The organism is Sphingobium algorifonticola (assembly GCF_004005485.1).
Taxonomy (GTDB): Bacteria; Pseudomonadota; Alphaproteobacteria; order Sphingomonadales; family Sphingomonadaceae; genus Sphingobium; species Sphingobium algorifonticola.
The window spans coordinates 443,293-457,667 of record NZ_RZUL01000003.1 but is presented as its reverse complement, the minus strand read 5'-3'; the positions used below and the strand labels follow the sequence as shown (position 1 = coordinate 457,667).

Annotated in this window: 12 protein-coding genes; 7 read left to right on the top strand and 5 right to left on the bottom strand. The window is 57.2% G+C overall.

Annotated features, from left to right (window positions below; genetic code table 11):
- The first annotated feature begins 37 nt into the window (after positions 1-37).
- The 7 genes from ENE74_RS11270 to ENE74_RS11240 all read left to right on the top strand — a co-directional run bounded on the left by ENE74_RS11270 (position 38) and on the right by ENE74_RS11240 (position 8,759).
- The gene (locus ENE74_RS11270; RefSeq protein WP_206517691.1) at positions 38-1,000 is read left to right on the top strand and encodes a UDP-glucuronic acid decarboxylase family protein; all 963 of its coding nucleotides are present in this window, start codon (positions 38-40) and stop codon (positions 998-1,000) included.
- Positions 1,001-1,108: 108 nt separating this feature from the next.
- A complete protein-coding gene (locus ENE74_RS11265; protein WP_127691021.1) occupies positions 1,109-1,687 on the top strand; it encodes a DUF4214 domain-containing protein in 579 nt (192 codons plus the stop codon).
- 37 nt (positions 1,688-1,724) lie between these two features.
- Positions 1,725-4,235 carry a glycosyltransferase family 4 protein gene (locus ENE74_RS11260; protein ID WP_127691020.1) on the top strand — a complete coding sequence of 837 codons (2,511 nt, stop codon included), beginning with the start codon at positions 1,725-1,727 and terminating at the stop codon, positions 4,233-4,235.
- Between the two features lie 107 nt (positions 4,236-4,342).
- Positions 4,343-5,377: a GDP-mannose 4,6-dehydratase gene (gmd, locus tag ENE74_RS11255; RefSeq protein ID WP_127691019.1), complete on the top strand. Its 1,035-nt coding sequence runs from the start codon at positions 4,343-4,345 to the stop codon at positions 5,375-5,377.
- A 165-nt stretch (positions 5,378-5,542) separates the two neighbouring features.
- Positions 5,543-6,442 (top strand): NAD-dependent epimerase/dehydratase family protein, encoded by a 900-nt coding sequence (locus tag ENE74_RS11250; protein WP_127691018.1) that lies wholly within the window; start codon positions 5,543-5,545, stop codon positions 6,440-6,442.
- Complete coding sequence (locus ENE74_RS11245) at positions 6,424-7,551, top strand: glycosyltransferase family 4 protein (protein ID WP_127691017.1); 1,128 nt, start codon at positions 6,424-6,426, stop codon at positions 7,549-7,551. Before ENE74_RS11250 ends, ENE74_RS11245 begins: the two co-directional genes overlap by 19 nt.
- Before the next feature lie 65 nt (positions 7,552-7,616).
- On the top strand, positions 7,617-8,759 hold the full coding sequence (locus ENE74_RS11240) for a polysaccharide biosynthesis/export family protein (RefSeq protein WP_241241948.1): 1,143 nt from the start codon (positions 7,617-7,619) through the stop codon (positions 8,757-8,759).
- Positions 8,760-8,907: 148 nt separating this feature from the next.
- Here the strand turns inward: ENE74_RS11240 and ENE74_RS11235 are convergent, their stop codons facing one another.
- Genes ENE74_RS11235 through ENE74_RS11215 form a run of 5 tightly spaced genes read right to left on the bottom strand, consistent with a single transcriptional unit; the run spans position 8,908 to position 14,370 of the window.
- Positions 8,908-10,248, bottom strand: a complete 1,341-nt coding sequence (locus tag ENE74_RS11235) for a capsule biosynthesis protein (protein WP_241241947.1) — start codon at positions 10,246-10,248, stop codon at positions 8,908-8,910.
- Positions 10,235-11,863 carry a capsular polysaccharide export protein, LipB/KpsS family gene (locus tag ENE74_RS11230; RefSeq protein WP_127691015.1) on the bottom strand — a complete coding sequence of 543 codons (1,629 nt, stop codon included), beginning with the start codon at positions 11,861-11,863 and terminating at the stop codon, positions 10,235-10,237. Before ENE74_RS11230 ends, ENE74_RS11235 begins: the two co-directional genes overlap by 14 nt.
- Positions 11,860-12,723, bottom strand: a complete 864-nt coding sequence (locus tag ENE74_RS11225) for an alpha/beta hydrolase (protein WP_127691014.1) — start codon at positions 12,721-12,723, stop codon at positions 11,860-11,862. The genes ENE74_RS11230 and ENE74_RS11225 overlap by 4 nt, the downstream gene beginning before the upstream one ends.
- A 3-nt stretch (positions 12,724-12,726) precedes the next feature.
- On the bottom strand, positions 12,727-13,560 hold the full coding sequence (gene kdsA, locus ENE74_RS11220) for a 3-deoxy-8-phosphooctulonate synthase (RefSeq protein ID WP_127691013.1): 834 nt from the start codon (positions 13,558-13,560) through the stop codon (positions 12,727-12,729).
- Positions 13,561-13,569: 9 nt separating this feature from the next.
- Positions 13,570-14,370, bottom strand: a complete 801-nt coding sequence (locus ENE74_RS11215) for a 3-deoxy-manno-octulosonate cytidylyltransferase (RefSeq protein WP_127691012.1) — start codon at positions 14,368-14,370, stop codon at positions 13,570-13,572.
- Positions 14,371-14,375 lie beyond the last annotated feature (5 nt).

The following is a 14,375-nucleotide window of genomic DNA, read 5'->3' as shown; positions in this document are numbered from 1 at the left end:
ATATTTTTTGATGAAATTTGTTTAGGATATTTGTGGCGTGAACAGATACTTTAATTATACGCGAACCATAGTAACCGGCGGAGCAGGATTTCTTGGTTCTCATTTAATTGATTATTTGATTTCACGTGGCCACGACATCGTTTGCGTGGATAACTTGCTGACAGGCAGCAAAAACAATATCCGACATATATACAGTCATAATCGCGTTTCGTTCGAGTTTATTCGGCATGATGTAACGCAGCCCCTTAACGTGCAGGGGGATGAGATATACAATCTTGCGTGCCCGGCATCGCCCCCCCAATATCAACATAATCCGGTGTATACATTGAAAACGAGCGTATTGGGTGCGCTCAATGTGCTCGAGCTAGCCCGGGAAACAAACGCGCGGATACTGCAAGCCTCGACGTCAGAAGTTTACGGCGACCCGGTGCTCCATCCCCAGCCCGAAAGCTACTGGGGCAATGTCAATCCCGTAGGTATTCGCAGCTGCTATGATGAGGGCAAGCGCGCTGCAGAGACCCTATTCATGGATTATCGACGTCACTTTGGCGTCAACACAAAATTAGTTCGGATTTTCAATACCTACGGCCCGAGAATGAACATAAATGACGGGCGAGTAATAAGCAATTTCATCGTTCAGGCGCTGCGAGGACAGAATATCACAATATATGGTGATGGTAGTCAGAGCCGTTCGTTCTGCTATGTCAGCGATCTTATTGAAGTCATGCATCAGGTTATGAATACTGAGCCTGAATTTGGTGACCCGATCAATATCGGAAACCCCGGTGAATTCACGATGTTGGAACTCGCCGATAAGATCATCACAAAAATAGGCGGGACATCCAAACTTGAATTCCAGCCGCTGCCCCAGGATGATCCCAAACAGCGTCAGCCTGACATTGGCCTGGCGAAAAGCAAGTTGAATTGGTCGCCTAAAGTGACGCTTGATGATGGACTCGACGAAACGATTGCATATTTCCGCGAGGCGCTGGAGGCTTAGGCTAGGAGTGCAAGGTCTGGTTCGGTTGTTTGACGAATGTTTTTCGGTAGGAAGCCAATAGAGTGATTGCGACCGACAATTCGCCTGTAACTCCGATTTCGAGGTTTTATGGAATATTCTAGTTTTCATAATAGAAATCCATATCTTAGGGCAGATTCGCTCGATCAGTTGTGTTCCTTCAACGATCTAGATTTTGTCCGCTGCGCCTATGTTACGATATTGGGCCGTCAGCCTGACCGCGATGGCGAACTGCATTACGTCCGCCGGTTGCGAAGGGGGATAGCGAAACTTAGCCTCATCCGTGAGCTTCGAACGTCGAGCGAGGGGCGGTGCCATGATCCTGGCATCGCCGGTCTGGATCGTACGCTTAAGTGGCATCGCTATGCCAATCTTGCCGTGATAGGTTGGCTGGTCCGTTTGGTGACCAGGCACGAAGGCAATTCCAAGCGGGAGCGGAGATTGCGGTCTTTGCAGAACGAGATAGGTGCGACGAGGGATGGAGCTCTTTACAGGTCTGCCCATCTCGAGGCACGCATTGGAGAGTTGCAGTCGCAACTTGGCCATCTTCAAAGGGCATTCGCGCTGTTCAATAACGACGGGAATATTTCCGAGCGCAGATTGGCCAATGCAGACACAGCAGGTACGGGCGATTGGGCTGAGGCGATCACGAAAGCGATGCGAACGTGAGTCAGTTTGGGCCGGCGGTAAATAGTGGGGCAGACCGATGCGTATCGTAATTGATCCTCAGGGTGCTCTCGGAGAGAGCCGCGATCGGGGGATCGGTCGTTATACACGATGCTTCATGCGGGAATTCATCAAGGCCGCAAAAGAGCATGAGATCTATTTGGTGTTCAATGCGATGTTGCCGGATGCGTACAATCGCCTTCGCAAGGATGTCGGCGATCTCGTTCCCGCGGAACGTATTGTAGGATGGACGGCGGAAGCACCCATTGCCGCGATTAGAGCGGAAAATACCCAACGCAGAATATTGGCGGGCGATATCTGGGAATCGGTGATCGAGTCGCTGGAACCGGATTTATTGATTATTTCTAGCCTGTTTGAAGGTGCCGGAGATGATGCAATAGCCAGTGTTTCTGCGGAACGGAATTATCTCGTAGCGACCATCTGTTATGACTTTATTCCGCTAATTTACAATACTATTTACTTACGCAATGTGGAAAATAGAATTTTTTATAAAAATCAACTTGAATATTTGAAAAAATCAGATTTCTTGCTAGCAATTTCGGAATCGACCCTAAACGAGGCGGTACAACTTCTTAGATATCCCTCGGAACGCATTACTAATATAAGTGCTGCTGTCGACACGGAGATCGAACCAGCAACTGACGTCTCTCTGTTGGAAAGATTTGGCATTGATCGGCCCTATCTTTTATACGTCAGTGCAGGCGATCAACGCAAAAATCATGCTGGGCTTGTGTCAGCCTATGCGGCTTTGCCTTATGCGGTTCGTGAAGCACACCAGTTGGTTTTAGGCGGACGGATCGGCGTTAATATAAGTCATGGCCTTCGGGCGCATGCCCGAAAATGTGGTGTACCCGATGAAGATATGATCTTCACGGGTGAGATCGACGATTCAATATTGGGCGCGCTTTACGTACAGAGCAAAGCGGTTGTTTTTCCGAGTTGGCATGAAGGCTTTGGGCTGCCCATCCTGGAAGCAATGTTTTTTGGCAAAGCTGTTTTGGCTTCAAATAAGTCGAGCATGCCAGAAGTCGTCGGCAATCCGAAGGCGTTGTTTGATCCATTCGACGTGGTATCAATGTCCCGATCATTAAATGATATTTTGACGGATGACGAATTTCGGCGTGATCTGGAGCATCATGCGGCGGTACAAATCAAAAACTTTTCTTGGGAGCGCACTGCGGCATTGGCGCATCGGTTTCTTGAGGATGTTACGTCACGTATGCCGCGGCCCCGGAAACATGGTCGCAAATATGCTATTTCAGCGATATCGAAAATCGCGGGTAATACGGCACTGCTGGACTACCCCCGCGATGTTGCGGCGATGTATATAGCGCGCAGTTTTCGCCAAGGGGATCGCCGACAACTTTTAGTCGATATTTCACAACTGGTACAGCAGGATGCCAAAACCGGCATTCAGCGTGTGGTCCGGTCCATATTGATGAACTTTCTGAAGAATCCTCCGACGGGTTGGGTCGTTGAACCTGTCTATGCCGATGAATTTACGCAAGGCTATCGGTATGCCCGACGATTTACGGACAGTTTTCTCGGTATTGATGCACCTTGGCATGAAGATACCAAGGTGGAAGCATGGACTAACGATGTGATGCTGGTGCTTGACCTTCAGCATGGTGTCCTCGAATATCAGAAACCAGTGTTAGATGAGTGGCATCGGCGAGGTGTCTCGATTTTCACTGTAGTTTATGACATTCTACCTTTGAAATTTCCACACTATTTTCCTTATACTGTGGATAAGCTTCACGGGAAATGGATACGACAGCTAGCCAGCTATTCTGGAGCATTGTGTATTTCAAAGGCCGTTGCAGACGATCTTCATGACTGGATCGTCGAGAACAGCGTTGAGACAGATCCGTATTTCGAGATTGATTGGTTCCATCTTGGTAGCGACATCGAAGGGTCTAAGCCGAGCGTCGGGCTTCCGGATGGTGCACATGATATGCTTAGAACGATGGGCGAACGTCCAACGTGCCTGCTGGTTGGTACCGTTGAGCCAAGGAAGGGCGGTGCGCAGGCTCTGTCTGCCTTTGAGCTTTTATGGAAGCAAGATGTAGACATCGCGCTTGTCATCGTAGGCAAGGAAGGATGGCATGTTGAATCTCTTGCAAAGCGCCTCCGTCAACATCCCGAATTGGGAAAACGCCTGTTTTGGCTGGAGGGCATCAGCGATGAGTTTCTCGATCGCATCTACGCGGAGGCGACTTTTCTCCTTGCCCCTTCAGAGGGAGAAGGTTTTGGTTTGCCGTTGATCGAGGCAGCGCAAAAGGGCATTTCACTTGTAGTGCGCGATCTTCCCGTTTTCCGAGAGGTCGCCGGCGATGCTGCGTTTTATTTTGCAGATCGGTTGGAGCCGGCCGTAATTGCACAGTCTGTCATTGTGTGGCTGGAGTTGTATCGGCAGGACAAGCATCCAAAACCACATATGATGCGATGGTTGAACTGGGAAGAGAGCGCCAAAAATTTGCTTGGCAAGATCATCAAGCCGAAAATCTCAGCGGGCAAATATACGGATTAAGGCTTTGCGGAAATTCCACGTGCGCCCACGAGTGTCGTCGGTGTTGTTGGCAAACATCATACTGTTTTAGTTGAATTTTTCGAAATTATAGTAGCATTGAGGAAGCGATGAAAATAGCTTTAGTAACAGGAATATCTGGTCAGGACGGCGCATATCTGGCTGAACTCCTATTGGAAAAGGGATATACTGTTTACGGCACTTATCGCCGGACGAGCTCAGTGAACTTTTGGCGTATTGACGAGCTCGCTATCCGTTCAAATCCAAATTTGCATCTGGTTGAATATGATTTGACGGATCTGCCGAGCGCAATTCGCTTGCTCAAGCATACCGGAGCACGTGAAGTCTATAATCTAGCGGCGCAGAGCTTTGTGGGCGTGTCTTTCGATCAGCCGGTGGCGACTGCGGAAATAACGGGCATTGGGGCATTGAATCTGCTTGAGGCGATCCGGATCGTCGACCCGACGATACGCTTTTATCAAGCGAGCACGTCGGAAATGTTTGGCAAGGTCCAGGCCATCCCTCAGGATGAAAGTACGCCGTTCTGGCCGCGTAGCCCATATGGGGTAGCTAAGCTGTATGCGCACTGGATTACGATCAACTATCGAGAAAGCTACGACATTTTTGGGTGTAGCGGGATCTTGTTTAATCATGAAAGCCCTTTGAGGGGCCAAGAGTTTGTGACCCGGAAGATTACGGATTCGGTTGCGAAGATAAAGCTCGGCAAGCTCGACTGTCTGGAACTAGGTAATATTGATGCAAAGCGCGACTGGGGCTTTGCCAAGGATTATGTCGAAGGCATGTGGTTGATGCTTCAGGCCGACCAACCCGACACGTTCGTCTTGGCGACCAATCGAACCGAAACAGTGCGGGATTTCGTTGCCATGGCATTCAAGGCTGCCGATATCGAAGTCGCGTTTTCTGGTGAGGGCGTTGATGAAGTGGCGGTGGATACGGCTACCGGCAAGAAAGTCATGGCTATAAATCCTCGGTTTCATCGCCCGGCCGAAGTCGATCTTTTGATCGGTAGCGCCGCAAAGGCTGAACAAATTCTTGGCTGGAAAGCAAAGACATCACTCGAAGATTTGTGCCGGTTGATGGTGGAATCCGATTTGCGGCGTAATCAGGCGGGCTTTTCATTCTGAATAAGGTTGCATCCATGCGTATGACCGACGCGTTCCCTTGCGTAACCGGTCAGCCCGATGTTTGGTATCGACGTTGAGAGTAATTGACATATCTGAAATGGACATTTGTATTCGTTCAATTTCTCGACTGTGGTCGAGCGTGTTTCAGCATCCCCGAAAGATATCATGATGAAAACTTTGATCACTGGTATTTCGGGTTTTACAGGGCATTACCTTTCCGAACGACTTCAGCGGGATGGCCACGAGGTGCATGGCATCGTCCGAGAACATGGTCATGCCAAGGATGTTCCGGCTCATGTCGTCCATGTTTGTGACCTGCTCGATTATGAGGCCCTTAGCGGCATCATTAGTCGGGTCGAGCCAGATTACATTGTTCACCTCGCGGCTATCGCCTTCGTCGGACATGATGATCTACAAGAAATGTACCTAACCAACATCATTGGTACGCGGACGTTGCTCGAAGTTTGCGCCCGGCAGCCAAAAATTCCTCAGAAAATCCTGATCGCCAGTAGCGCCAACGTATATGGGAAAAGCAATTCTGGCATTCTGAACGAAGATGCGTTGATCGAGCCAGCCAATGATTATGGGGTAACGAAATTGGCGGTGGAGAACATTGCGAGAATATTTAGTGAAAGATTACCAATTATTGTAGTACGGCCATTCAATTATACGGGTGTTGGTCAGTCGGAATCCTTCCTTATTCCAAAAATCATCAAGCATGTTCGTGATCGTTCCCCAATAATAGAACTGGGCAACTTGGATGTTGCGCGTGATTTTTCAGACGTGCGCTCCGTAGTTGACGCTTATGCGCGGCTTTTGAACGCCTCGTATGCCGTGAATGGCGTTTTCAATATCTGCTCGAGCAATCCTGTGACCTTGCGAGAATTGGTCGCCCTTGCTTGTAACGTCGGGCTGCATGATATGCAGATCGCCATCAACCAGGCTTTCGTCAGAGTAAACGAAGTTCCTGTCCTTTATGGGGATAAGTCACGCTTGGAAAGTGTGATTGGCCCCCTCGATGTCCCACCGCTGCGGGACACCTTGCGATGGATGATCGAAGCCTGATTATGCGCGTTGGACTCACCGTGGAGTCGCTTTCTCCGCAGTTAACAGGCATTGGGAATTATACCTGGCAGTTGTGTTGCGGCATGGCGGCACATGAAGCGATATCGGATATCCGCTATTTTCGTTTCGGCCGATGGGTGTCGCACCCTGGCCATTACATCAGCAATCGCCGCGTTCGTGGCTCGCTGGTACCGTTGTTCATCCGACGCTGGCAATCCGGACGAGAGTTTGGCGGTCGCCTGATACATGGCACCAACTATTTTTTGCCAGATCAGACGGAGCGTGGTGTAATCACTGTCCATGATATGTCGGTTTTCCTGCACCCCGACACGCACCCGTTGGAACGGGTAAAGGCGTTCGAACGGGACTTCATGCGTTCGCTTCAACGCGCCGAACATGTCATCACCGATTCAGAGGCTACACGAAAAGATTTCATAACGCTCTGCGGCTACCCGGACGATAGGGTGACAGCGATCCATCTGGGTGTTTCCAAACAGTTCACACCGTTGCCACGCTGCCAGATCGACCAGGCGCTGGCATTGATTTTCGGCCGAGTTATCGGTGATTATGTTTTAAGCGTAGCTACGTTTGAACCGCGTAAACGCATTGAAGCTGCGATCCGCAGCCATTCGCTGTTTTGCGATCGCACCGGTCAAGATATTCCGCTGGTTCTCGTTGGTGCAACCGGATGGGGGAATGATGGAATCCACCGTCTTATTGATGCCGAGCGGTCCAAGGGGCGCATCATCATGCTCGGATATGTAAGCGATAAGCAACTGCCGGTGATCTACGCAGGGGCCAAGCTGTTTCTGTACCCGTCAATTTACGAAGGTTTTGGTCTTCCGCCGATCGAAGCGATGGCCTGCGGCGTGCCGACTATTGTGTCGGATCGTTCGTGCCTGCCCGAAGTGACGCGCGGTGCCGCCCTGATGGTGAATCCCGACGATCTCGATACGTTGAGCCGAGCGATCGAACAAGGTTTGGATGATGACAATTGGCGCGCGAAAGCTATAGAGAGTGGGCTTGAGGTCGCGGCCCATTACGACTGGTCGCGCTGCATCGAACGAACTGTTGGTGTCTACAACAAGTGCATCGATGCAGGTGTTTAGGGAAGATCATTATGAGTTCGTTAGTTTCGTGCCGGTCCGGCAACGCCGTTGGCAGGATTTTGCTTATGGCGGCAGCGGTGCTGTCTTTGCCAGGGTGCGCCGTGATGAGTGCCGCAGGGCCATCCAGTGGCGACATTCGCGAGGCAAACCAGGCACCAGTTGGCAATGCGAACATACGCATCGTTGATTTGAACGACGCGCTTTCCCGCACGATAATCGCGAGAAGTCGCCCGCTTTTGCTTTCCGAAAGCATCGGCGACGGCTTTGTTCTGGGGTCGATGGTCGGCAAAGGGGATGTTCTCGACATTTCCATCTGGGAGGCGCCGCCTGCGGCGTTGTTCGGGGCAAGCATGAGCGGCGGCAGGCTGGCTTCTTCAGGCGCTGCCGCGCAAGGTTCAGGCTTTCCCGAGCAAATGGTCAGCAGTGAAGGTACGATAACAATCCCCTTCGCCGGCAAGGTGATGGCTGCTGGTCGCACCCCTCAGCAGATAGAGAATGACATAGTGTCGCGACTGCGCGGGAAGGCGCATCTGCCGCAGGTCGTGGTACGGCTTGTTCGCAATTCCGCCGCTAATGTTACGATCGTCGGTGAAGTCGCCAACAGTTCGCGCGTCCCTCTGACAGCCAAGGGCGAGCGTCTCCTGGACATTCTGGCGACGGCAGGCGGCGTTAGGCAGCCGGTAGGAAAAACGACAATACAGGTGACGCGCGGGGATCGGGTGGCGTCGCTTCCTCTCGATACCATCATACGTGATCCCCGGCAGAACATCCGGCTCCAGCCTGATGATGTCGTGACCGCGCTTTTCCAGCCATACAGCTTCGTGGCACTCGGTGCTACCGGGCGGAATGATGAAATACCGTTTGAAGGTACAGGCATCACGCTCGTGCAAGCGTTGGGCCGCGTTCAAGGAATACAGGACCAGCGTGCAAATGTCCGTGGCGTATTTCTGTTCAGATTTGAAGACCCGACGGTTTTAGGAAACGAACTGGCTTCCACAGCAACACGGACTCCAGATGGCAAGATACCGGTAATATACAGGATCGATATGAAGGATCCGTCGACTTTGTTTATCTCGCAGAGCTTCCCGATTCATAACGGTGATGTACTGTATGTTTCAAATGCCCCGCTAGCCGATATTCAAAAATTTGTGAGCATCATATCCTCTACGATATTCCCGATCGCGTCGGTTAGGACAGCGGTGCAGTGATTGATCCAATCAATTAGACGGTGCGGTCGGCATCGACCGCTCCAATCCTTGGCTTGGCGGCTATCATGAAAAGGCGCCCCGTTGCGCCGAAGGCCGGATGGATGTCGTTACCACAGGGCCGATGAGGCCAGACGATAAAAAAACGGCACTATTCCGCGTGGTGATGGAACGCTCTGGATGTCGTGACTAATCGTTCCAATACTGCAGCAATGAGGAGTTCAACGCCCGACTGGCTAGCGAAACCGCCCCGTATCAGGCAGCCATTTTGCAGGACCCGCTGAAATGCGCGCCATGTGCGACCATCAGGTTGCTGCGGCGCGCCCCAAAACCCATCAAGCAGCCCCTGGTCCGTCACGCCGGGTACGTCATAGATCGCATCGCCCAGCACCTTGACCGGCACGCCCGCGGCCAGGGCGAAGGTGCCCGAGGTGCTGTTGACCGTCACCATGCCTGCGGATTGTTCCGCGAGCAGCGCCAGATCGCCGCCCGCGACATGCACGATACGGTCCGCAAGTCCGCGTCGCCTCGCCTCGCGCGCGATGAAGTGCGACCAGATGGTCGTGCCGGCGTCGAGCGGATGTTCCTTGATGAGCAGCATCGTATCGGCAGGCGCATGCTGTTCGAAGCTGTCGAGCACATAGTGCACCGCGCTCGTCATGTCCGGGAAGGGGCTGTGTTCGCGAATCTGATAGTCGGAACTCAGTTGCAGCGGAAACAGGAAATAGCGCCGCCCCTCGATCCGTGCGAGCGCCTGCGCCGTGCGCCGCGCGACGAACCGGTTCGTAATCCCCAGTTTCCAGGCCCAGCGGATGCCCTCGACCAATACCGAGCCGGGCCGGTGCGAGCGATAGTGCGGAAAGCGCCAGCATTGCGTGACGACATGGTGGAAATAGCGATAGCTGTCGCGCACCCGGCGATTGAAGCTGGCGGTGATCGGCGGCAGATCGGGCACCGGCGGCAGGAGGCTGGCCTGTCGCAGAAACCATTGCGGGTCCTTCGGCAAGGTCGAATGGCCGTTGACGCCGTCCAGCTCCATCGTCACCCAGTCGGGCCGGATATAGCCTTCCTCGAACACATGGATGTTGACGTTGCGCAGCTTCGCCATGCCATGGGCGGCCCGATGCATGGGGCGGCAATCGCCGAACAGCATGATGTCGGTAATGCCCTTGTCGCGCAGGAAATGATCGAAAAAACGCGGCCAGCGTTGCGGCGAGCCGCGATAGTCGATCGCCCCTTCGCCCGGCCAGTCGATACGATCGCCGCCGTTGAAATTGATGCGGTGGACGGTGGCGCCGAGGCTGCGCATCCGTTCCCCCAGCAGGCAGAAGAAGGGACCGGGCGGTCCCTGCAACATGACGAAGGTGCGCCCGGCGAGCGAGGGTTTCGCGATCGCGCCGCTATCGCGGCTGACATCGCGCAGGACCGGGCGTGTGGTGCGGCGCGCCGTGAAGGTCGCGCCGCTCTCTGGCCCGAGATCAAGCTTCTTCAACGGAGCCTGCCCGGAATCGCCAGCGATTCACTTTTCCCTGAAGCCTGCGCAGCGGCACGATGAGACGGCTTTCCTTCCTGACCCCCGCGACGAGCCGATGCACCAATATCTCCGGCGGGCACGGCAACGCAGTTATCGGGTCCATGTAACGGGGATAAAGCAAGAGCACGCCTGCTGCCAGTCGATTGATGTCGAGACGTCTTTTGCGTCGGACAGGTGTTGCGCCAAGGTCACGGGTGAGACCCCATCCGGCATAGAAGGGGGTGCCATGGCAGGTCACGTCGCGCCCGCGCAGCAGCGCCTCGAACCCCGCGAGCGACGAGAGGACATGGACGCCGTCCACCATGTCGAGCAGTGCCGAGATGGACGTGCCCCGGTCAATGGCATCGGCATATGCCCGCGCCGCTTCATCGGGCACATGCCCCTTGCGATGCCCCGCATCGACATCGGGATGCGGGCGGTAGATGAGATAGGCATCCGGCTCCGCCAGGCGGGCCCGACGCAGCAGGTCGAGGTTGCCGCGCACGTCGCCCCGCGCGGCGATGACCGAGCGATCATCCTCCACCTGCCCCGTGACGAGGACATGGCGTTTGCTGCCGCCGGGGCGGGAGAGAGCGGGGCCGCCGACCCCATATTTGGAGAGACCCGATGCCACGATCAAATCGCGGATTGCCGCAGCGCGCGCCAGGTCCGCATCGCTGAAGGCCGCGGTTTCGAGTAGCCGTTCCAGCCCGCTTTCCCGCGCCGGATCGAAATGGACGCCGACGGCATCGACCGTGATCGACAGTGGCGGCACGCAATCGGCGCCGAGGCCGATCGAGCGGATGAAACCATCTTCCACTTCATGCAGGAGGGCGGGATTGTGCGCGGCCCGCGCCTCTATCGCGGCCAGAAGATCGGGCGGCGTCTTGGCCTTCCACACCGCCACGGCGGCATCGGGCGGCAAGGTGTCGAGCGCGCGGGGCGTGGTGATATGCCGGACCGGCGCGATGCCATTCCACAGCAGCGGCTCGACCGTTTCCCGCTTCCAGAAGGCCATGCCCGCTGCGGCCACGATCGGGCGGTTCGCATCGATGATGCCGCGCCAGTAGGCGAGCAGGGCAATCGTCTCGCCGAAGCTGGCCGGGTTGCCGGTAAAGGGGTTGGCATAAGCAAAGCGCAGGCAGCTTGTCGTAATGGCATCCGCCAGGGCAGGCAGCGCCATGCCGTCCATGGCTTCGACCGGGCAATCGGCGAGCCGTGCGATCGTGATGCGCGCATCGTCGCTTTTGCCCCACACTGCCTGGGCGTGGCGGGCGACGTGCCAGGGGTCGGCATCGCCGACGATGGCGGCGGAGGCGGTACGGGCAAGGGCGGGATCGGCGACCCAGAGCCGCAGCGACAGGCCCTGCGCCTCTGCCCGCGCGGTCATTGCGCGGGCGCTGGCAGCATCCCACGGACAGCCGATGATGGTGCCCGATGGCAGGTCTGGCTGCGCCGCCCAGAAGGCCCCGCCGACCCGCGCCGCGCGCAGCAATGTCGCGACATCGTCGGGATCGGCGTCGGAGCGTCCGGCTTGCGTCAGCGGATTCGGTTTTGACCCCGGAAACGGAGGTATGCGCAGCAGCGGCATCATGGCCGTGCGCCACCGTCATGCACGCCCTGTATCTGCCACTGCGGCGGCAGTGGCGGCAGGGGGGTGGCCGGCCCTTGTGCCAAAGTCTCGATTGCCTGCGCGGCCCATGGTCCGAGCGTCTGCATGACCGGCTTGTGCGCCCAATCGACGACGCGGATGGCCGTGGCCGGACCGCCGCTGTTGGTCAGCAGGGCGGCGGCGCTGGCAGGTGGCACGACATCATCCTGCGCCCCGTGCAGGATGACGACCGGCGCACGGACACAGCGGACAGCCGCCCGATTGTCCCACCGGTCGGGCAGGAAAGGGCGGGCCAGTGAGGGCGCGGCTTCCCTTATGTCGGCAAAGGCGCCGATGGTGATGACGCCTGCAATACGGTTGTCCACGCAGGCCGCCTGCAACGCGACCGCCGCACCCAGCGAATGGCCGACCAGCCAGAGGCGCGCGCCCGGTCCTGCAAGGCCACGGGCCTCCGCCATGAAAGCGGCCGCATCACGCAGCAACCCGTCTCGCGAGGGGTGGCCGGGATTGCCGCCGAACCCCCGGTAGGAGGCGACGAGCACCGCATCCCCCCGGTCGCGCAGATATTGCGCATATTTCGCGCCAATGCCCTGATGCGCGCCACGGCCGTGGAAAAAGACGAAGATGTCGCGATCGCCCGGCGCACCGGGCCAGAAGAAGCCCTGAAGCGAGAGACCGTCGGCGGTGGCGACGGTGCGCGTCTGCGGCGGGCTGCTGGTCCAGTCGGCAATGGCTATCGGTGCGCTGCGGGGCGCGTAGAGCGCGTCGCGCGCAATGCCGCAGCCGGTCGTGGCGGCCAGCAGCGCGGCCAGCACGGGCAGCGCCAGGACGCGCGGCGGCATGGCTCAGCCCACCCGGCGCGGAACCCGCGACAAGGCCATCAGATCCCCCAGCAGCAGCTCCGCCTGATCGAGCGGCCAGGCATTGGGACCATCCGACAAGGCATGTTCGGGATCGGGATGGGTTTCCATGAACAGGCCGTCGATCCCCGCCGCGACCGCCGCACGGGCCAGCAGCGGCACGAACTGCCGGTCGCCGCCCGAGCGATCGCCCAGGCCGCCGGGGCGCTGCACCGAATGGGTGGCATCGAACACCACCGGACAGCCGGTTTCCGCCATGGTCGCCAGCCCGCGCATATCCACCACCAGATTATTGTAGCCAAAGCTGGTGCCCCGTTCGCACACGGTGACGCAATCGGGATCGACAGCGGCGCGGACGGCCGCGTTGCGCGCCTTCGCCACTACCTGCGCCATGTCGGCGGGGGCCATGAACTGTGCCTTCTTGATGTTCACGGGCTTGCCGGTCGCGGCGGCCGCCTCGATCAAATCGGTCTGTCGCGCGAGAAAAGCCGGTGTCTGGAGCATATCGACCGCATCGGCGGCGGCCCGGCATTGCTCGGGTGTGTGGATGTCGGTCAGCACCTGTAGGCCGGTCTGCGCGCGCACCTTTTCCAGAATGCGCAGCCCCTCGTCCATGCCGGGACCGCGGAAGGTCGTACCCGAGGAGCGATTGGCCTTGTCGAAGCTGCTCTTGAAGACAAGGAACAGGCCCAGCCGTTCGGCGATGCCGCGCAGCCGTTCGGCAACGGACAGGACGAGCTGTTCGGATTCGATGACGCAGGGCCCCGCAATGACGAACAGCGGCGCGTCACCGCCAATCGAATGTCCGGCGATTTTCATGGCAACGCCCTATACTAGTCCGCGTGTCGCGAGGATAGCCTCGATCGGGTCGCCGTCCGACGGGTTGTTCAGCTCGATCGCGTCCCACGCGGGCGGATCGGCGGCGACAACGGCCACGGCCATGCCATGATAGAGGAACCGCAACTGCTCCAGCCCCTCGATATGTTCGAGGTCGGTGGCGGGCAGGGCGGCATAACGCGCGAGCGCGCTGCGCCTGTACGCATAAAGCCCGAGATGCAGCAGGACCGGCGGCGTGGCCTCGCGCGGACTGCCAGGCGTGATATGCGGCAAGACCCGCTTCGAGAAATAGAGGGCATCGCCCTTGGCATCGCACACGACCGTCGTGCCGCCGACACGCCCCTGCGCCTGATCGGCGACCAGATGGGCATAGGCCGAGGGCGAACAGCGCACGGCGACCGTCGCGACTTCGCAATCGGGATGTGCAATCATGTGGGCGATCAGCCGCTCGACCAGATCGGCCGGGGTCAGCAGCGCATCGCCCTGAAAATTGACGAAGATGTCGACATCATCCGGCAGTTCCGCAAGAGCAGCGGCGACGCGTTCGGTGCCGTTGGCGCATTCGGGCGGCGTCATGGCGACGGCCGTCCCGCAGGCCCGCGCCGCGTCCGCAATTCTGGCGTCATCGGTCGCGACGTACAGATAATCGACGCCGGTCACTGTACGCGCGGCCTCTATGCTGCGCTGGATCAGCGGCTTGGCGACACCCGTGGCCCCGACCAGCGGGGCAAGCGGCTTGCCCGGAAAGCGCGAAGAGGCATAGCGCGCCGGGATGACGATGGCCGTGGTCATGCGAA